At 61.3% G+C, this 17,932-nt stretch carries 18 protein-coding genes and 1 other RNA gene; 7 read left to right on the top strand and 12 right to left on the bottom strand.

From position 1 onward, the window contains the following. Positions 1–6 precede the first annotated feature (6 nt). From bamA to FGK63_RS06505, 12 genes are all read right to left on the bottom strand, one after another. Positions 7–2,367 carry an outer membrane protein assembly factor BamA gene (bamA, locus tag FGK63_RS06455; protein WP_138840788.1) on the bottom strand — a complete coding sequence of 787 codons (2,361 nt, stop codon included), beginning with the start codon at positions 2,365–2,367 and terminating at the stop codon, positions 7–9. A gap of 130 nt (positions 2,368–2,497) precedes the next feature. Further along, on the bottom strand, positions 2,498–2,626 hold the full coding sequence (locus FGK63_RS21110) for a hypothetical protein (protein ID WP_281282111.1): 129 nt from the start codon (positions 2,624–2,626) through the stop codon (positions 2,498–2,500). 103 nt (positions 2,627–2,729) lie between these two features. Next, on the bottom strand, positions 2,730–4,082 hold the full coding sequence (rseP, locus tag FGK63_RS06460) for an RIP metalloprotease RseP (RefSeq protein WP_138840789.1): 1,353 nt from the start codon (positions 4,080–4,082) through the stop codon (positions 2,730–2,732). Positions 4,083–4,086: 4 nt separating this feature from the next. After that, positions 4,087–5,259: a 1-deoxy-D-xylulose-5-phosphate reductoisomerase gene (gene dxr / locus FGK63_RS06465; RefSeq protein WP_138840790.1), complete on the bottom strand. Its 1,173-nt coding sequence runs from the start codon at positions 5,257–5,259 to the stop codon at positions 4,087–4,089. Continuing rightward, positions 5,259–6,041 carry a phosphatidate cytidylyltransferase gene (locus FGK63_RS06470; RefSeq protein ID WP_138840791.1) on the bottom strand — a complete coding sequence of 261 codons (783 nt, stop codon included), beginning with the start codon at positions 6,039–6,041 and terminating at the stop codon, positions 5,259–5,261. The genes dxr and FGK63_RS06470 overlap by 1 nt, the downstream gene beginning before the upstream one ends. Further along, a complete protein-coding gene (locus tag FGK63_RS06475; RefSeq protein WP_138840792.1) occupies positions 6,038–6,769 on the bottom strand; it encodes an undecaprenyl pyrophosphate synthase in 732 nt (243 codons plus the stop codon). Before FGK63_RS06475 ends, FGK63_RS06470 begins: the two co-directional genes overlap by 4 nt. Before the next feature lie 9 nt (positions 6,770–6,778). Next, positions 6,779–7,342 (bottom strand): ribosome recycling factor, encoded by a 564-nt coding sequence (gene frr, locus FGK63_RS06480; RefSeq protein ID WP_138840793.1) that lies wholly within the window; start codon positions 7,340–7,342, stop codon positions 6,779–6,781. 189 nt (positions 7,343–7,531) lie between these two features. After that, positions 7,532–8,527 (bottom strand): acryloyl-CoA reductase, encoded by a 996-nt coding sequence (acuI, locus tag FGK63_RS06485; RefSeq protein ID WP_138840794.1) that lies wholly within the window; start codon positions 8,525–8,527, stop codon positions 7,532–7,534. A 90-nt stretch (positions 8,528–8,617) separates the two neighbouring features. Beyond that, positions 8,618–9,712 carry a dimethylsulfoniopropionate demethylase gene (locus tag FGK63_RS06490; RefSeq protein WP_138840795.1) on the bottom strand — a complete coding sequence of 365 codons (1,095 nt, stop codon included), beginning with the start codon at positions 9,710–9,712 and terminating at the stop codon, positions 8,618–8,620. A 1-nt stretch (position 9,713) separates the two neighbouring features. After that, the gene (locus FGK63_RS06495; RefSeq protein WP_138840796.1) at positions 9,714–10,220 is read right to left on the bottom strand and encodes a DinB family protein; all 507 of its coding nucleotides are present in this window, start codon (positions 10,218–10,220) and stop codon (positions 9,714–9,716) included. Further along, on the bottom strand, positions 10,220–10,906 hold the full coding sequence (locus FGK63_RS06500) for a DUF1326 domain-containing protein (RefSeq protein ID WP_138840797.1): 687 nt from the start codon (positions 10,904–10,906) through the stop codon (positions 10,220–10,222). The genes FGK63_RS06495 and FGK63_RS06500 overlap by 1 nt, the downstream gene beginning before the upstream one ends. Before the next feature lie 12 nt (positions 10,907–10,918). Beyond that, entirely contained in the window at positions 10,919–11,680 is a 762-nt protein-coding gene (locus FGK63_RS06505; protein ID WP_138840798.1) for a DUF2182 domain-containing protein, read from the bottom strand. 86 nt (positions 11,681–11,766) lie between these two features. Between FGK63_RS06505 and FGK63_RS06510 the strand changes: the two genes are divergently transcribed. The 7 genes from FGK63_RS06510 to chrA all read left to right on the top strand — a co-directional run bounded on the left by FGK63_RS06510 (position 11,767) and on the right by chrA (position 17,932). Then, positions 11,767–12,501 carry a FadR/GntR family transcriptional regulator gene (locus FGK63_RS06510; RefSeq protein ID WP_138840799.1) on the top strand — a complete coding sequence of 245 codons (735 nt, stop codon included), beginning with the start codon at positions 11,767–11,769 and terminating at the stop codon, positions 12,499–12,501. A 128-nt stretch (positions 12,502–12,629) separates the two neighbouring features. After that, positions 12,630–14,030 carry a selenium-binding protein SBP56-related protein gene (locus FGK63_RS06515; RefSeq protein ID WP_138840800.1) on the top strand — a complete coding sequence of 467 codons (1,401 nt, stop codon included), beginning with the start codon at positions 12,630–12,632 and terminating at the stop codon, positions 14,028–14,030. Between the two features lie 10 nt (positions 14,031–14,040). Then, positions 14,041–14,694: a hypothetical protein gene (locus tag FGK63_RS06520; protein WP_425471843.1), complete on the top strand. Its 654-nt coding sequence runs from the start codon at positions 14,041–14,043 to the stop codon at positions 14,692–14,694. A gap of 162 nt (positions 14,695–14,856) precedes the next feature. Beyond that, positions 14,857–15,205: a transfer-messenger RNA gene (gene ssrA / locus FGK63_RS06525) on the top strand. 97 nt (positions 15,206–15,302) lie between these two features. Continuing rightward, on the top strand, positions 15,303–15,734 hold the full coding sequence (locus tag FGK63_RS06530) for an ester cyclase (RefSeq protein ID WP_138840802.1): 432 nt from the start codon (positions 15,303–15,305) through the stop codon (positions 15,732–15,734). A 135-nt stretch (positions 15,735–15,869) separates the two neighbouring features. Next, positions 15,870–16,685 (top strand): chromate resistance protein ChrB domain-containing protein, encoded by an 816-nt coding sequence (locus FGK63_RS06535; RefSeq protein ID WP_138840803.1) that lies wholly within the window; start codon positions 15,870–15,872, stop codon positions 16,683–16,685. Continuing rightward, positions 16,682–17,932, top strand: a complete 1,251-nt coding sequence (chrA, locus tag FGK63_RS06540; protein WP_138840804.1) for a chromate efflux transporter — start codon at positions 16,682–16,684, stop codon at positions 17,930–17,932. The genes FGK63_RS06535 and chrA overlap by 4 nt, the downstream gene beginning before the upstream one ends.

Consider the following 17,932-nt stretch of genomic DNA (forward strand, 5'->3'; position numbering starts at 1 on the left):
CTGGTGTCAGAAATTTGCCTGGATGGTCAGGTCGAAGCTCTGCTCCTTGTCGAAGCTCTCCTTCTTGAGAGCCTTCGAGAAGTTAAACCGAAGCGGACCGAAACCTGTGGTCCAGAGCAGCGAAAGGCCAAGAACGTGCCGCACCGAACCATCAGCGCCAACAATGTTCCCGCCGGCCGTGTTCACGTCGGACAGATCCCAGAGATTGCCGACGTCGTAGAACACGCCACCGCGCAGGCCCAACTCTTCGGGCAGCCCCAGCGGGAAGTCGGCTTCGAACCGGGTAACCCAATAGTAGTTGCCGCCGATGGCATCGTCCTGCCCACCTGAAAGGTCGCGCGGGCCAAGACCCGCCGGCTCGAAACCGCGGAAGGTGTTCGGACCCAGAAGGTAACGGTCGATGGTGCGGCTGAAGTCGTTGCCGGTCCAGGACAGGGCCCCGGCTTCCAGAGTGGCCCGCAGAGTCACCTCTTCGTTCAGTACCCGCGTCTGCCCGATCACGCGACCCGACGTCTTGATGAACTCGTTGTCTCCGCCAAGCCCGGCAGCGTCCACTCCGACCTCGAACAGGACGCCGGCATTGGGGTTCAGCCCGCCCAGACGGCTGTCGTACGTGTAGGAAATGCCAAGCAAACTGGTCGTCCGCTTGCCCTGCGCGATTTCCGAACTGATGACGGCCCCGTTGACCTCGTTCGATCTGCCCTTCATTTCGCTGTCTTGCCAGTTGTAGCGGAACTGGACCGAGGACAACTCGCCGGTCGAGAAGGTGAGCGCGGGATTGAAGAACACGCGCTTCACGTCATAGGACGAAAAGTTCGAGTTCTGGGTCGCCAGACCAGTGCCGATGTCGAACCGTAGTCTGCGGCCCAGCAGGTAGGGCTCGGAGAAGTTGATCACGTACTGTTCGGCTTCCTGCGCGGTCGAAAGCGTCAGGCCCAAGGTCTGTCCGCGGCCGAGGAAGTTGGATTCCTGCAGACCGACGGCAACACCGAAACCGTCCGAAATCGAGTAGCTGCCGCCGAGGCTGAGCGACCCTGTCGGCTGCTCCTCGACGTCCACGTCCACGATAACCTGGCTCGGCGACGACCCTTCCCGAGTTTCGACGTCTGCGGTCGCGAAGAACCCCAGCGCGCGAATGCGTTCGGCGCTCTGCCGGATTTCGCGGGGGTTGAACGGGTCGCCTTCCACCGAGTCGAACTGACGGCGGATCACGCGGTCAAGCGTCGTGGTGTTGCCTTCGATGTCGATGCGTTCGACAAAGATCCGCGGTCCCTTGGTCAGTGCGAATTCGACATCCAAGGTCAAGTCGCGGTTGTTCCGCTTGATGCGGGGTTCCACGCGGAGGAAATCGACACCCTGCTTTAGTCCGAGACGCTCCAGACGTGCGATCGAGTTTTCCACCAGCGACGGCGAATAGACCACCCCCGGTTTGACTTTGAGCGCGTTCTGATAGATCGCGGCATCCACGCCTGGGATCTCGCTGACGGTTGTGATCCGCCCGAACTTGAACTGCTGGCCTTCGGTCACATCCATGACGAGGAAAAAGGCGTCCCGCTCGCGCGTGAACTCGACATTCGCGCTGTTCACGCGGAAATCGACATAGCCGCGCGACAGGTAGAAATCGCGCAACACCTGTTTGTCGAACTCGATCCTGTCGGCGATGAACGTGTCCGACCGCAGGAAGGTCCGCAGGATGTTGGCCTGCTTGGTCTCCAGCACCTGCCGCAGCCGGCGGTCCGAGAATGCCCGGTTGCCGACAAAGCTGACGCGCTCGATCTCGATCGTGGTGCCCTCGGAAATCTCGAAGACCAGATCGACGCGGTTCTCGCTGCGGCGGATGATGCGCGGCACGACGGTCGCCGCGACGCGTCCTTGTGCCGAGTAGATCTCGGCCACGAGGTTGGCGTCCTTTTCAGCCTGCTCGGGCGTGAAGACGCGGCGCGACTGTGACCCGATGGCTTCCTGCAACACCTCGTCCTTGACGCGGCGGTTGCCCTCGAAGCTGATCCTGTTGATTGTCGGGTATTCCGACACCGCAACGACCAGCGTATTGCCTCGCGGCGTCAACTCGACTGTTTCAAAAACACCACTGTCAAGCAGTCGCTGATAGGCGTCGTTCAATTCCCCCGCACTAACCGGCTTGCCGCGTTCGATTCCCATTCGGGCCAGGATGGTCGCGGTTTCGATACGCTGGTTGCCTTCGACCTGCACCGTGTTGAAGGTGTAGCTCTGCGCATGTGCCGGCTGCGGCGTGACCAGAAAAACCGTTGCAAAGAAAAAGAAAAAGGCCACCGCTGATTGCCACAAAATGTAGGCCTTCGGTGCGCCGTAACCGCAGGATGTGCCCGCGCCTCGCCTGTCAGTCATTTTTGTCTCTACCCAAATTTCCTCAGACTTTAGAAGTTGAGTACCGACATTGCAGTAGGTTGTCAAAAGCGCAAAACAACAACGCGGCCCGATGGGCCGCGCAGCGATGAACCTCAGGTCAATCCGGGAATCACAGGGTCAGCACATAGGCCCCTGCGGTCAGTGCAATCGCGATGGCTGCCACGCTCAGGAAACGGTCCCAATTCAGGGTCATCAACAGGCTCAGGCCACGGTAGGAGTGTTGAAGTGTACTCAGCATCACTTTCTGGTCCGCAATCGCTTGTGAGGTTCCAATTTGCAGCAAACCTACCAAGCAAATATGGCGAGACTTTGACGGCTCGCGGGCTTGCGCCCCCACGCGATCAGCAGAAAAGGTCGTTGCTGAGCGAAAACACCATCAGCGACAGGATCAGGGTGATCCCGACCGCCATCAGCACCCGCAACACCGCGTCGCTGGGCGGCTTTCCGGCCACCGCTTCGTAGGCATAGAAAAGCAGATGCCCGCCATCCAGCGCTGGAATGGGGAACAGATTCAGCAATCCGACCGCAGCCGACAGGACGGCAATAAAGAAGACAAAACTCTGCGCTCCTTGGCTCGCCATCGCGCCCGAAGTTTCGGCGATGCCGATCGGACCGGAGATGTTGCAGGTGCTGATCGCACCCGTGATCATGTGCCAGATCCCGGACAGCGAGCCTTCGATGATCCGCCAAGTCTGCGCGACTCCCCCGGACAGGGCGGTTCCCAGACCGGTCGGTTCGGTCGCCGGCTCCAGCGCCATGCCGCCGATGATGCCGATGCGCCAATGCGTGACAAATCCGCCCTCGGGCCTGGGTTCGTCGGTGCGGCGCGGGGCCAGCGCGAACTCAAGCTCCGCCCCGTCGCGCCAAACGTCGAGCAGCAACGGACGGCCGTCCGAGGACTCGACCTTGTCCTTTAGCTGCGAGAACGCAAAGATTGGTTCATCATCGATCGCAACGATGACATCACCTGCCTCCAATCCCGTATCCATGGCGGCGCTGCGCGGCGCGATTTGCTGGATCAGCGGCGGAAACAGCCATGGCCCTGCCGCGGTCAGTTCCTGCCCATCGCGACGAACCGTGTAGTCCAGCGACGGTTGTACGGGCAATGCATCCACGAAATCGGACCATGTTTCATCCTCGTCAAAATCCGGGGTAGGAACCCCTTCGATTGCAATGATCTCATCGCCTTCCTGCAGTTCCTGTACCGAACCGGGCAAGGAAAAAAGCTCGCCAACCGTCAAGGGTTCCTTGGCCTGACCTTGGCTCCAGAAGATCAGCCCGAACACGATGATGGACAGCACGAAGTTGAAGATGGGACCGGCAGCAACCGTGGCCGTGCGCGCCCAGAGCGGGGCGCCGTGCATGGTGTGACGCAGATCTTCGGGATCGCGGTCATAGATTTCGGCCATCGTCTCGCCGTCCTTGCCCGAGGCGGCATTGGCGTCGCCCAGGAACTTGACGTAGCCGCCGAACGGCAGGGCGGCGATCTGCCAACGGGTGCCGCGTTTGTCGGTTCGGCTCCACAGGACCGGTCCGAAGCCTATGGAAAACACCTCGGCATGGATACCGGACCACCGGCCGACGATGTAGTGACCGTATTCATGCACGGCCACGATGACCGACAGGGCCACCACGAATGCGGCGATGGTGTAGAGAAGACCGCCGAATTCCGGGATCAGTGATATGATATCCAAGTACTTACCCTGCTCGTTTGATCACGGTTTCATCCACCCACTTACGTGCCAGATGGTCCGTTTCCCGAACGTTATCAAGTGTCATCGCCACATCAAGCAGCCCGCTGGCCGCTTCGAAACGGTCCAGAACGGCCTCGACGCTATGCGCCATGTCCAGAAACCCGATCTTTCGTTCCAGGAACAGATCCAGCGCGCGTTCCTTTGCGGCGTTGAAGGCAGCCCCTGCCAAACCACCCCGCGCCATGACCTCGCGGGCCAGTCGAAGTGCCGGATAGCGCCGCTCGTCAGGGGTCCGGAAGTGCAGTTGCCCCAGCTTGGCCAGATCCAGCCGCTCCACCGGCAGATCGCGCCGATCGGGCCAGTGCAGCGCATAGCCGATGGCATGGCGCATGTCCGGAGCCCCGAGATGCGCCATCAATGCCCCGTCGCGGAACCCGACCAGCGCGTGAACCATGGATTCGGGATGAACCAGCACCTCGATAGCGTCCGGCTCGATGCCGAAAAACTCATACGTTTCTATGACTTCCAACGCCTTGTTGAACATTGAGGCGCTGTCGATCGTGATCCGTTGCCCCATGTTCCAGTTGGGATGGCTCGAGGCCTGCTCGACCGTCGCCCGGGCCAGGTCCTCGATCGGCCAGTCGCGGAAAGCGCCGCCACTGGCTGTGATGATGATGCGTTCCACTGCCGCCATATCTTCGCCCGCCAGCGCCTGGAACACCGCCGAATGCTCGCTGTCCACGGGAAGCAAACGGGCGCCATGCCGCCGGGCGGTTTCCAGCACCAACTTTCCCGCGCAGACCAGTGTCTCTTTGTTGGCCAGGGCAAGCGTCGCGCCCTGCTTCAAGGCTTCGATCCCGGGGGCCAGACCGGCAGATCCGACGATTGCAGACATGACCCAATCGGCCGGTCGAGCTGCCGCCTCGATCAGAGCAGTCTGCCCTGCAGCGGCCTCCACACCGCTGCCCGCAAGGGCGGCGCGCAGATCGCCGAGACAGTCCTCATAAGCGGTCACGGCCAAATCCGCACCCAGACGCCGCGCATCCTCGGCCAACTGCCTTACATTGGCCCCGCCGGTCAGGGCCACGACGTTATATGCCGAGGGGTCACGCGCAATCAGGTCGATCGTGTTCTGACCGATCGAACCGGTCGCGCCGAATATGGAAACCTTGCGCATCACATCGCCCCGGGCGCGTAGATCAGCCCTGCGATCAGAACGAAGACGGCAGCGCCCATCATGCCGTCAAACCGGTCGAGGAAACCGCCGTGGCCTGGGATCAGGTTCGAACTGTCCTTGACCCCCAGTTTGCGCTTGACGGCGCTTTCGGCAATATCCCCGGCTTGGCTTGCCATCGAGGTCAGCACGGATACCAGGACCAAGGCAAAGCCGAAACCGGCATAGACCGCAAAGCCGGCCCCCACCAGAGCGGCCGCAATCCAGCCGCCGGCGGTTCCGGACCATGTTTTCTTGGGGCTGACTTTCGGCCAGAATTTTGGGCCGCCAAAGGTCTTGCCCGCGAAATACCCGGCAACATCAGTCGCCACCACCACGGAAATCAGCCACACCATCCAGCCGAAACCCATGGACTCGCGTATGGATATGAAACCCAGCCCCGCCGCGGCGATCCAGACGGCGAAAACGACGTAGATCCCTCGATGCCGGGTCACCTGCCCCGCCCCCACCAGCGCAGGCGCGAGCAAGATGGGAAGCGTGAAAACGGAAGGCACATGATAGCTCAGCAGCACGGCAAAGGCAGTCAAAAGCGAAAGCTGCACAGCGACGCCGCGGCGATCCGGATCGACCATCCGGACCAGTTCCCAGATCATCAGGCCACAGGCTACGGCGATGAAGCTTTCGAACCACAGGCCTCCCAGCCAAACCTCGATCGCGCCGATGGCAACCAGAACGACAGCCGAGCCAACCCGGGCCGTCAGGTCCGACCAGCGCCCGTCATTCATGCCGGGACCATCCCGAACCGCCGATCACGAGTTCCGAAGTTGCGGCACAACTGCTCAAGCTCGGCGGCCGTGAAGTCGGGCCAAAGCGTGTCGATGAACTCGTATTCGGCGTAGGCGGATTGCCAGAGCAGGAAATTCGAGATCCGCGCCTCGCCGCTGGTGCGGATGACCAGGTCCGGATCGGGCAGCACGCAAGTATCGAGGTATCTGGGCAGGGTTTCCTCGTCCACGTCTTCGGGTTTGAGTTTGCCTTCGGCCACGTCCAGCGCAAGCCGCTTGGTCGCCCGCGCCACCTCGTCCCGCCCGCCATAGTTCAGCGCCACGGTCAGGTTGACACCGGTATTGCCGCAGGTCTGCGCCTCCAATGCATCCATCAGCTCGACCAGCTTTGCGTCAAGACGCACGCGATCGCCGATGAAGCGCACGCGGACGTTGTTGGCGGCCAGCGCACGCGTTTCCTTGGAAATATAGCGCCGGAAAAGGCTCATGAGCCCAGCCACCTCGACCTGGGTCCGTTTCCAGTTTTCGGTCGAAAACGCGAATATCGTCATGTACTTGATGCCCAAATACGGACAGGCTTCGACCACCTCGCGCACGCGTTGGGCGCCGGCGTGGTGTCCGAACAGCCGCGGCCGCCCGCGCGCCTGCGCCCAACGACCGTTGCCGTCCATGATGATGGCGACGTGGCGCGGGCCAAGCGGGGGCCGGATATTGGGGTCGTTGGGCATGATTGCCGCTCAAACCTGCATGATTTCGGCTTGCTTGGTCTCAAGCGCTTGGTCGACGGCCTTGATCATCTCGTCCGTGAGGTCCTGAACCTCGGTTTCCCAGTATTTCTGATCGTCCTCGGACAGGCCGTCAGCCTTGGCCTTCTTGACCTGGTCCATCCCGTCGCGGCGCACGTTGCGGATGGCGACGCGGGCATGTTCGGCATACTGGCCGGCGACCTTGGTCAATTCGCGGCGGCGTTCCTCGTTCAACTCGGGGATCGGCAGCATGATAATGGTGCCGTTGAGCTGAGGGTTGATGCCAAGCCCGCTTTCGCGAATCGCTTTTTCCACCTTACCTACCAACGACTTGTCCCACACATTTACAGTAACCATGCGCGGCTCGGGCACGTTGACCGTGCCAACCTGGTTGATCGGAGTCGGCGACCCATATGCGTCCACCATGATAGGCTCCAGCATCGAAGCCGAAGCCCGACCGGTCCGCAACGAGGCAAATTCGGTCCGCAGATTGGCCATCGCGCCATCCATGCGGCGTTTGAGATCATCGGTGTCCAGTTCGAAATCGTCAGACATGCTGCTCACTCCCCGTAGTCAGGTGCTGTTCGGATGGGTCATAAGCCATCGGAAATGGGATGTATAGCAATCTTGGCTGGGAAATGTGGCAATGGCGAGAACAGTTTTTGCGCTTTCCGCCATTTCTTTCCAAGCGTCGCATGACCTGCCCGGTCGCTGTCCCGGGCAGGTTCGCCGCCGTAAAATAGTTCAGGCGTTCACGTCAACCACGACACGGCCTTTGACATTGCCTTGCAGGATGTCTGCGCCCAGCTTGGGCAGGTCACTCAGCTTTGCGGGCTGGATCATCGATTCCAGCTTGTCCATCGGCAGGTCGGTCGCGATGCGCTTCCACGCGCGGAGGCGATTGTCGTAGGGCTGCATCACGCTGTCGATCCCAAGCAGGTTCACCCCCCGCAGCAGGAACGGGATGACAGTCGCGGGCAGAGCCGCGCCTCCGGCCAAGCCCACCGCGGCGACCGAAGCCCCGTATTTCATCTGCCCCAAAACACGCGCCAGCATCGCGCCGCCGACGGCATCGACACACCCGGCCCAGATCTCGCTTTCGAGGGGCCGCTTGGTGGTTTCGTTCAGCTCGTCGCGCGGGACGATCTTGGTCGCGCCAAGCGACCGAAGATAGTCCTCAGTTTCGGGACGTCCGGTAACGCCTGCCACCTCGTACCCGAGATTTGCCAGAATCGCGGTCGCGACCGAGCCCACACCACCTGCCGCGCCGGTCACCAGAACCGGGCCGTGCCCCGGCTTCAGCCCATGATCCTCAAGCGCCATCACGGCCAGCATCGCGGTGAAACCGGCGGTGCCCACCGCCATCGCCTGCCGTGCGTCCAAACCGTCGGGCAGCGGCACCAGCCAATCCGCCAGCACGTTGGCCTTCTGCGAATAACCGCCCCAATGCGCCTCGCCAACGCGCCAGCCGGTCAGCACCACCTTGTCGCCGGGCTTGTAGCGGCTGTCGGATGACCCCTCGACCGTTCCGGCAAAATCGATTCCCGGCACGTGCGGGTATTTCCGCACCAAACCGCCACCGCTGGAACTCAGGCACAGCCCGTCCTTGTAGTTCACGGTCGAGTAATCGACGGCCACGGTCACTTCGCCATTGGGCAGAGCATCTTCGCCCAATTGCTGGATCGACGCTGTCGCCTTGCCGCTTTCTTCATCCTTTTCAACCACCAACGCGTTGAACATCATTTCCCTCCTTCGCTTTGGACGCGTCCGCGCCCCGCTTTTGCATCATTTTCAGTTTCACCGGTCGAATGCGGTTCGGTCTGCCCGCATTCAGCGCCAGAACCTCTCCTGCACGACGGCCCAACGCATGCCCTGCTCGGTCTCGATCTCGATCCGCGTACCCGGCGCCCAATGCGAACGGTCGACCATGCCGATGGCGACGTTCACACCGAATTCAGGAGAATGGATGGCCGAACCCACTTGCCCTACCTGCCTTCCATCGGCCAGCAGCGGCCAGGACCCGGCGCACATTCCGATTTCGCCTTCGATCACCAATGGCCGGATCTGGCGCGGCGGCCCGTTTTTGGCCTGATCGGCCAGCGCCGCCTTGCCGATGAAATCTTCCGGCGAGTTGCAGAACCGACCCAGACCGCATTCATATGGCGTATTCTCCCGCCCCATGTCATTGCCAAAGCTGAGAAGCCCGCTTTCGATCCGTTCGATGTTGTTGGGACAGCCGGCCCGGACGTTCAGATCCTGCCCTGCGGCGAACAGCGCATCCCAGAGCGGCATTCCGTATTCCGACCCTTCCACGTAGATCTCGAACCCGCCCTGTTTCGACCAGCCCGACCTCGCCACCACGAATTCGCGCCCCTCGAACGGTAGACGCTTGTAGCGGAAGAACCTGATATCGCGCACTACGTCGCCAAACACCCGCGCCATAAGGTCGTCGGCCTTGGGTCCCTGCACCGCCAGCGGCGAGACGTCGGGTTCGTCGATCTCCACATCCAGACTGCGCCCAATCGCCAGCCCCAACGCAAATTGCCACAGGTCGCCATCCGCGACGGACAACCAATAATGATCGTCTGCCAGCTTGACCGCCACCGGATCGTTCAGCATCCCGCCCTGGTGGTCGACCGTCGGCACGTAATAGCACTGATCGGGCTCCATCCGGTCCATGTCGCGCGGGCTGAGCAGCTTCATCAGCCTGAGCGCGTCCGGCCCCTTGATCTGCACCTGCCGTTCACAGGCTACGTCCCAGATCTGGACGTGCTGCTTCAGATGCGCTGCATCCGCGGCGACGCCTTCAAAAAAGGTCGGCAACAGCATGTGGTTGTAGACCGTATATCCGCCGACGCCTGCGGCCTCTACGCCCGGCGTGAACGGGGTCTTGCGCACGCGGCGCGACGGGAAGATCACCGCCATCTCATACATCCTCTGGCATGAAGAACAGATCGCTGACCGGAGCGGAGGATCCGCTTTCGGTCAGCATCTTGTGGATCTGACCCCGGTGGTGGGTCTGATGATTGAACATGTGGACCACCAGCATCGCCAGCGGCTTGGAAACCTCGCGCCCCGCGGCACCAGAGTACCAGGTGAGATCGCCCTGCAACTCTGCATCCGTCAGGTTCTCCGCCCAGCGGCCGATGCGGGCGTCCACGGCCGTTCGGGCCTCTTGCCAGGCCGGCAGATCGGGGCAGAATCCGGTGCTGTCGGAAATGCCGCCCGCGGGGGCGTCGCCCCCGTCGAACCGCGACATCCACATCGTGTCGCCCCAGAGCAAATGATTTGCCGTGCCCAGGATCGACCCGAAGAACGCCCCGCGGTCGCGGGTCAGTTCATCGACCGGAAGCTCCGCAAGAAAGCCCGCCAACTGGCTGTTCTGCCAGCGATTGTAGCGGGCCATCTGCCGGGCGTATTCGGCGGAGATCATTACTTGGGCCCGTGCCAGTCGATCTGGCAAATCTCGGCCGAGCGGCCCTCGAAATCCCAGACGCGGCCAAAGGCACGTACCCGACCCTTGCTGGCGGTGGCGACGGTGATGTCGGGACCCATCCAGTACTCAGTGTTCGTGATCACGACTTCTTGATCCTTGTCCTTGCCTTCGACAGGGAACACGGTGCCCTGTATCTTCTTGCCAACGGTAATGTGACGGTTCTTGCCGTCGTTGACATAGGAAACCGGCTGGCGCTCGGCGCCAAGGAATTCGCCCACCAATACTGAGAACAACCCGGTCGTGCCGCGGGCCTGACCTGAGAAAATCTTGACCAGAGCTTCATAGGCGGCATGGCTTGCGCGATCGTCAATGAACACGGCTGCCTTCCAGTTGCCGCGCGACATCATGCCGGGGATCTCGATCAGCAGACCAATGTTGAGGCCGGACAGGTCCTCGTCGCCATAATGGCCGCTGTCGATCCGCACACCGCCCCAGGTCTGGCAATGCCCCTCGGTCGGGGCGTGCTTGCCCAGCGACACCACGCATGGGCAGAACACCGTGCAGTTGCAGTTCAGGACCAGTTCCCCTTTGATCGCCCAAGGCGTCAGACCGGGATCCTTCCGTTCTGCGGCCGGGTGTCGGCTGTCGATCTTTTCTGGCACTTCCAGTCGGTCGCTTGCCATTCTATTTCCTCCTTAGACCAAACCAAACCCGATCGCGGCGGAAGCCACGATCAGCAACCCGCCCAGCGGTCGGGTTATCCATCGCCCAAGTTCGGGCAGTTTCTCGAAAACCATGATCGCGGTGGCGAGGCCCATGAAGGCGAGGTTCATTACGCCGCCCACGAAGGCCAGCAGCATCAGCGCCCAGCAGCAGCCCAGACAGACGAGCCCCAGTCGGATTCCGTTGCGCCACGGCCCCTCGTCCCAATGGGACATGAAGAACATCATCGGCGAGCGGCATTTCTCCAGACAGAGATCCTTGACTGGCGAGAATTGGTATAGCCCCGCGATCCCGAGCAGACCGGCGGTCAGCCATACGGTGCCGCTTTGCCCCAGGGGATCCAGCAGCCCGGCGCGGAACAGACCCATCTGAAGCGCCGCCGCCACCAAGGAAAAACCGAGCCAGACAGACATGTAGCCGCCCAGCAGTCGCGCCATGCTCGCGTCGGCGCCGCTCTGGCCAAGCTCTTCATAGGTGGCCAGCGCCGGCAGCACCGTCGGCGCCATCATAGCAGCCGACATCAGCACCCACATGGCGAACATGCGCGCAAACCCCGCCGCGTCCGGAGTGACTGTGCATAGGCTGGCCCAGAAATCGGCGCCGTAAATCGCGCCGAACTGCCGCTGCTCTGCCGGAATCGCCATAAGGTACAACGCGGTCCATGCCGCGACTATACCTGTGAACAATGCCAGCCAGCGAGGCGCAGACATGGCCCTGATGCGGTCCGACAGCATGGCTCTCCCTCTCCTCACGCCCGACTCATCTCTTGCTTTTCAAATGTCAGACTTTTAAATGTCAGACAAATGAAAAATGGTCATTCATGAAAATCGACCCGCAAAACCCGGCCGACCTGTCCGCCCAAATCGCTCAGGCCATCAAGGCGGCGATCGTTTCCGGCGAGTTGATCGTCGACGCCCGCCTGCCCTCCGAAGCGGAATTGGCAGACCAGTTCCAAGTCTCACGCCCGACCGTGCGTGAGGCGCTGAAACGGCTGGCGGCACAGTCGTTGATCCGCACGCAACGCGGCGCAACCGGCGGCGCATTCGTGAACCGGCTGAACTTCGAGGACGCCTATTCGCAGCAGATTACCACCTCGACCCTTCTGCTGTCGATGAACGCCGTCAGCTTCGACACGGCCTGCGAGGCGCGGTACGCGCTGGAACGGGCCTGCGCCCCACTGTCCGCCGAGCGCCGCACGCCCGATCATCTGGCGACCATGCGGACCGAGATCTTCCGGCAGTCCCAACCCGGCCTTACCGACGAGGCCTTCTGCGCTTCGGACGTGGCATTCCACCGCGCGCTGGTCGACGGCGCGGGCAACCCTGTTCTGTCTTATCAGTTGGCCGGGGCCGTCGAAGCGATGCAGCCGCTGATGAACATGATCACCTTTTCCGCCCGTTCCCGCGAGTCGATCATTGCCCTGCATACCCGCATCGCCGACGCGCTGGACGCCCGCGCCGCGGGCGAGGTTGACGCTGCCCTGGTGGAACTGGAAACCTATACCCGGCAACTGGCACGTGATGTCGCGGAGCGCCGGCGGAAACAGTCCGGCTGAACCCTACCTCAAAAGAACCTTGACGGAACCAGGTCCGGGACGGACACTTGGTCAGGCAGCATAACGCCCGGCGCAAAGACCGGTTTTCTCTGAAATAACAGAATGACAATTCGTTACGGGAGGAAGTTATGAACCTTAGACCGGACCCGACTTTCTATCCATCGCCAAAGATCGCAATGGAAGCGCCGGCGGAAACGCTGGCCTTCACCCTGATGCTCAGCCCCGATTCCTCGCAACCCGACGGATTGGCCGTGGTGAACGTCGATCCCACTTCGGATGACTATTGCAAGATCGTCCACAAGGTCATCATGCCGGAAAAGGGGGACGAGTTTCACCACTTCGGCTGGAACGCCTGTTCATCCGCGCTTTCGCCCCTGACCGGCCACGCGTTCCTTGAACGCAGGTACCTTATCATCCCCGGCATCCGGTCCAGCCGCATCTACATCGTGGATGTGAAAGACCCCCTCAACGCGAAGATCCACAAGATCATCGAACCCAAGGAGGTCTTTGCCAAGACAGGGTATTCCCGCCCGCACACCATCCATTGCGGCCCCGAGGGGATCTATGTCAGCACGCTGGGCGGCGGTGGGCCCGACGGCACCGACGGCCCTCCCGGCATTTTCATCCTCGACTGCCAGACCTTCGACATCATCGGCCGCTACGAGATCGAGCGCGGCGTTCAGGACAAGCACTATGACTTCTGGTGGAATCTTCCGCGGGACTACATGGTGAGTTCGGAATGGGCATTGCCGCCGCAATTCGAGAATGGGCTGGTGCCCGAAGACTTGCTGTCGAACAAATACGGCCACCGCATCCATTTCTGGAACCTGCGCAACCGCACCAACATCCAGACCATCGACCTTGGAGAGAACCACCAGATGGCGCTCGAGATCCGCCCTGCGCATGACCCGGTCAAACAGCATGGGTTCTGCGGAGTTGTCGTTGACACGACCAACCTGCAGGGGGCCGTCTTCACCTGGTGGCGCAAGGAGGACGGCACTTTCGAAGCCAAGAAAACCATCACCATTGACCCGCAACCAGCGGACCCGGACGACCTGCCGGAACTGCTCAAGGGGTTTTCCGCAGTTCCGCCGCTGGTGACCGACATCGACCTGAGCCTTGATGACAAGTACCTCTACGTCTCCTGCTGGGGCCTTGGAGAGATGCATCAATATGACGTTTCGGATCCGATGAACCCAAAGCTTGCCGGCAAGGTCGATATCGGCGGCATCGTCAAGAAAACCAAGCATCCGAACGGCAGGGACTTCGGCTACGGCCCGCAGATGGTTGAGATCAGCCGCGACGGCAAGCGGGTCTACTGGACCAATTCGCTCTATTCCACATGGGACGATCAATTCTATCCAGGCGACCGGGGTGCCGCGATGGTCAAAGCCGATGTGGGAGAGAATGGTGGCCTGACGCTCGACCCGGAGTTCTGGATCGAATTCCCCAAAGGCTATCGCACGCACCAGATCCGGCTGGAGGGCGGCGACTGTTCGACGGATAGTTTCTGCTACCCGTCGGTCTGAGTTGAGTGACCTGACGACAACGGCGGCCGGCCTCTGGCTGGCCGTTGTGGTGAGCGGGTTCTATCACGGGCTCAACCCGGGAATGGGATGGCCGCTTGCAGTGTCTTCCGCGTTGATGGAAAGGCAACGCTTTTCCCTATGGAAAGCCCTCGGAGCACTTGCCGGAGGTCATTTCCTCGCGATGCTTGCGGTGCTGCTGCCTTTCACCCTGATGGTCGCGCTCATCGATTTGCAGCGCGAGATTCGCTTGGTCGCGGCACTGTTGGTGATCGGTATGGGTCTCTACCTGATGGTTACACGCCGCCACCCGAGGTTTCTGGCGCGCGTGCCACCGTCGCGCCTTGCCCTTTGGTCCTTCCTTGTGGCGCTCGCGCATGGCGCGGCGCTGATGATCCTGCCCATTTACCTCGGCCTTTGCGGACTGGACGAGATGGACCGGGGCCATCGAGCCGCTTCCGAGATCATGGGGACCAACGTGGTGTTGGCCCTGGTCGTAGCCTTCGTTCACACGCTGGCGATGGTCGTTTCCGGAGGTGTTCTGGCCTATGCGGTGTTCCGGTGGCTCGGCCTTCGTTTCCTGTCGCGTGGCTGGTTCGATCTGGAATTGGTGTGGGCGCTGAGCCTGTTGCTGGTCGGTGGCCTGAGTCTCTGGGCAGCGGTTTGATCGAAGCCCTGCTGGAGAAAGGCTGAACTGCTGGTGCCATCGGCAATTCGCACATGAATATCAAATCGCAACAAATTGTTTTATCTATATTACATGCATCACAACGGCACGAAGGGAAAACTCTTTTACTACACTCAAGAACCGCCATCCAACGCCCCTTGCCCGCTTGCAATGCCCGTTCCGCCTGACTATATTTCCACCGTTCGCAAGAACTATGGACATAAACGCGCTCGTAATAAGCGGATCGGACCCGGGGGCGGTACCCGGCGGCTCCACCAACATCTCGTCATTGGGGGATAATGGGGCCGAAATAGGATCGACGAACGTCTAAAGGGGTTTGCTTTGTCCCGGTGAGGTACCACCGTTATCGGTCCGTTAAGCATAATTGCCAATGACAATCGTGCTCCGGTTGCTCTGGCTGCGTAAGCAGTCCGAAAGACCGAAATCTAAGCCCTTGCGCCTAGCCGCGTAAGGCGGGGTCCGCAGGTACCTGGCAACAGAAACCTGCATCTCATCCCACCGAAATCAACTGCCCCAAACGCCAAACGCGTTCAACTTTCGTTCACTCATTTCCGTCAAGGTCCGAGGAAATAGGACGGAGACCCGACATGACGAAATCCGATGTGTTGAAGGCTTGGTATGCAGAGGTTTGGGAACAGGGAAACACCGATGCGATCAGCCGGTTCTTCACGCCCGACACGACGGCCGAGGGGTTGATCCCGGAGATGCAGGTCGGCCCGGACGATTTCCGCGATCTGGTGACCGCATTCCGCCACATCCTGGGCGATATCAGGGTGGATCTGCCAAAGATCATCGAAGACGGAAATTGGCTTTCGGCGATCCTGCATGTGCATACGACGCGCGCGGATACCGGGGCGCCGATCGAAGTGACAGGTCAGGTGATGGCGCGGTTTCGCGATGGCAAGGTGGTCGAAGCCTACAATCAGTTCGATTTTATCTCGTTCTTTGAACAGTTGGGCCAATTCCCTCAGGATACTCTGCCCGTCTGCATGACAGGACAAAGGCTGGACTGGGCGTAGCGGGAACTCGGACCAGCCATATTGACGCTCGGCGCTTTTCCAAGGTAGCAAGGTCTCATGGGGTCACATTCTGCGAACGCCCCGTGAGGCGACAGCCCAAGTTTCGCATGTATCCGCAAGAAAGGGAGACATGCCATGGCTGCACCCAATGCTATCACCGCCCAACAACTGCTTCGGCTGGTCGGGACGCCCAAGGCACCGACGATTGTCGACATACGACTCGACGAAGATTTAGCCAGCGATCCGCATCTGATCCCCGGCTCCGTTCGTCTGCCGCACACTGACCTGGACGCACTCCACGAACGCGTCGGCGGCCAGCCCTGCGTGATCGTTTGCCAAAAGGGCAGGAAACTCAGCCAGGGCCTTGCATCGTGGCTGCGCGGGGACGGGCACGAGGCGGAATTCCTGGATGGGGGAATGTTCGCCTGGCGCGACCTCGCCGGGGCGCCAAGCGTCGCTGCGGGCGCGATTCCCAAACCTGTCGGCGATCACACCCTCTGGGTTACGCGCCATCGCCCGAAGATCGACCGGATCGCCTGCCCTTGGCTCATCCGCCGTTTCGTCGATCCCGGCGCCCGTTTTCTGTTCGTCGCCCCCGCCGAGGTGGAAAGCGTGGCGGAGCGTTTCGGGGCCGTTCCGTTCGACGTGGAAAACACCTTCTGGAGCCATCGCGGAGACGCTTGCACCTTTGACGCGATGCTGGATGAATTCCACCTTCGGACCGAGGCGCTGAACCGCCTGGCAACCGTCGTGCGCGGCGCCGACACCAACCGGCATGACCTTGCGCCCGAAGCTGCGGGTCTGCTGGCCATCTCGGTCGGGCTGTCGCGCCAGTACCGGGATGATCATCAGCAGTTGCAGGCCGGTATGGACATTTACGACGCGTATTACCGTTGGGCCCGCGATGGCTTTGACGAGGGGCATGACTGGCCCGCGGACCGCAAGTCATGACGCCCACATTCGGCGAGTTGTTTCGCGTCTTCGGGCGTATCGGCCTCATGTCCTTCGGCGGGCCGGCTGCCCAGATCTCGCTGATGCACAGGGAACTGGTCGAAGACCGCCTCTGGCTGGACGAGCAGGCCTATTTGCGTGCGCTGTCGCTTTGCATGTTGCTGCCCGGACCCGAAGCGATGCAATTGGCGACCTACGCCGGCTGGCGATTGCGCGGCGTTCCTGGTGGATTGATTGCAGGCTGTCTGTTCGTTCTGCCAGGGGCTGCAATCATCGCCATACTTGTCGGCCTTTACGCCGCGTTCGGAAATTTGCCGCTGGTACAGGCGGCCTTTCTGGGTGTGAAGGCAACTGTCATCGTGATCGTACTGCACGCGCTCAGGAACCTGTCGCGCAAGGCGCTGACGGATCCCGCGTCACGCGTGATCGCGACACTCGCCTTTCTGGCGATCTTTGCGCTCGACCTGCCGTTTCCACTGATCATCGCCGTTGCGGCGATCTGGGGTTTCGCGACCACCGGCCAAACAGTGCCGGCGACCGTTCCTGCGTCCCGGACCGGTTCCCGCCCGCTGCGGACGGCGGCGCTGTGGCTCAGCCTCTGGCTGGCGCCGCTGTTTGCGCTGACGCTTTCGGGTCAGAAACTTCTCAGCGATCTGGGTTGGTTCTTCGCCCGCCTTGCCGTCGTGACCTTCGGCGGCGCCTACGCGGTTCTTGCCTACATGACCCAGACCGTCGTGGACAAATACAACTGGGTCACGACCGACCAGATGATCGACGCGCTGGGATTGGCCGAGACGACTCCTGGCCCGCTGATCTTGGTCACGCAATTCGTGGCGATGTTGACGGGGCAGATCTCCGGTGGTGCCTCTCTGGCGCTGGCCGCAGGCGCGGTTGCGCTTTGGGCGACCTTCGTGCCCTGTTTTCTCTGGATTTTCTTGGCAGCGCCATATCTGGAGCAGATCGCTGCTCGTCCGCGTTTGTCCTCGGCGCTGCGCGGTATCACCGCCGCTGTGGTCGGAGTGATTCTCAACCTGTCCGTGTGGTTCGCGCTGAACGTTCTTTTCGGGTCGGTCCCGGCCTATTCACTGGGTCCTGTATCCATTCCGCTGCCGTCCCTCGCTTCTCTGGATGCGGTTGCTGCTGCATTGACGCTGCTGGCTGGACTACTGATTTTCAAGTTGAAATCCGGTTTGGCGACCGCGTTGGCCATCATGGCAACCGTCGGAGCACTAACCCATTTCTTCTGA

Origin of the sequence: Ruegeria sediminis, assembly GCF_005938215.1 — a bacterium.
Lineage (GTDB): Bacteria > Pseudomonadota > Alphaproteobacteria > Rhodobacterales > Rhodobacteraceae > Ruegeria > Ruegeria sediminis.

Coding starts and splice junctions, on each gene's coding strand:
- dxr (WP_138840790.1), bottom strand. CDS start 5,259: ATGCGCAAGGTTTCCATATTCGGCGCGACCGGTTCGATCGGTCAGAAC.
- FGK63_RS06495 (WP_138840796.1), bottom strand. CDS start 10,220: ATGATCTCCGCCGAATACGCCCGGCAGATGGCCCGCTACAATCGCTGG.
- FGK63_RS06500 (WP_138840797.1), bottom strand. CDS start 10,906: ATGGCAAGCGACCGACTGGAAGTGCCAGAAAAGATCGACAGCCGACAC.
- FGK63_RS06470 (WP_138840791.1), bottom strand. CDS start 6,041: ATGAATGACGGGCGCTGGTCGGACCTGACGGCCCGGGTTGGCTCGGCT.
- FGK63_RS06535 (WP_138840803.1), top strand. CDS start 15,870: ATGGCTGCACCCAATGCTATCACCGCCCAACAACTGCTTCGGCTGGTC.
- FGK63_RS06510 (WP_138840799.1), top strand. CDS start 11,767: ATGAAAATCGACCCGCAAAACCCGGCCGACCTGTCCGCCCAAATCGCT.
- chrA (WP_138840804.1), top strand. CDS start 16,682: ATGACGCCCACATTCGGCGAGTTGTTTCGCGTCTTCGGGCGTATCGGC.
- FGK63_RS06475 (WP_138840792.1), bottom strand. CDS start 6,769: ATGCCCAACGACCCCAATATCCGGCCCCCGCTTGGCCCGCGCCACGTC.
- FGK63_RS06530 (WP_138840802.1), top strand. CDS start 15,303: ATGACGAAATCCGATGTGTTGAAGGCTTGGTATGCAGAGGTTTGGGAA.
- bamA (WP_138840788.1), bottom strand. CDS start 2,367: ATGACTGACAGGCGAGGCGCGGGCACATCCTGCGGTTACGGCGCACCG.
- frr (WP_138840793.1), bottom strand. CDS start 7,342: ATGTCTGACGATTTCGAACTGGACACCGATGATCTCAAACGCCGCATG.
- FGK63_RS06505 (WP_138840798.1), bottom strand. CDS start 11,680: ATGCTGTCGGACCGCATCAGGGCCATGTCTGCGCCTCGCTGGCTGGCA.
- FGK63_RS06515 (WP_138840800.1), top strand. CDS start 12,630: ATGAACCTTAGACCGGACCCGACTTTCTATCCATCGCCAAAGATCGCA.
- FGK63_RS21110 (WP_281282111.1), bottom strand. CDS start 2,626: ATGCTGAGTACACTTCAACACTCCTACCGTGGCCTGAGCCTGTTGATG.
- FGK63_RS06490 (WP_138840795.1), bottom strand. CDS start 9,712: ATGGCGGTGATCTTCCCGTCGCGCCGCGTGCGCAAGACCCCGTTCACG.
- acuI (WP_138840794.1), bottom strand. CDS start 8,527: ATGTTCAACGCGTTGGTGGTTGAAAAGGATGAAGAAAGCGGCAAGGCG.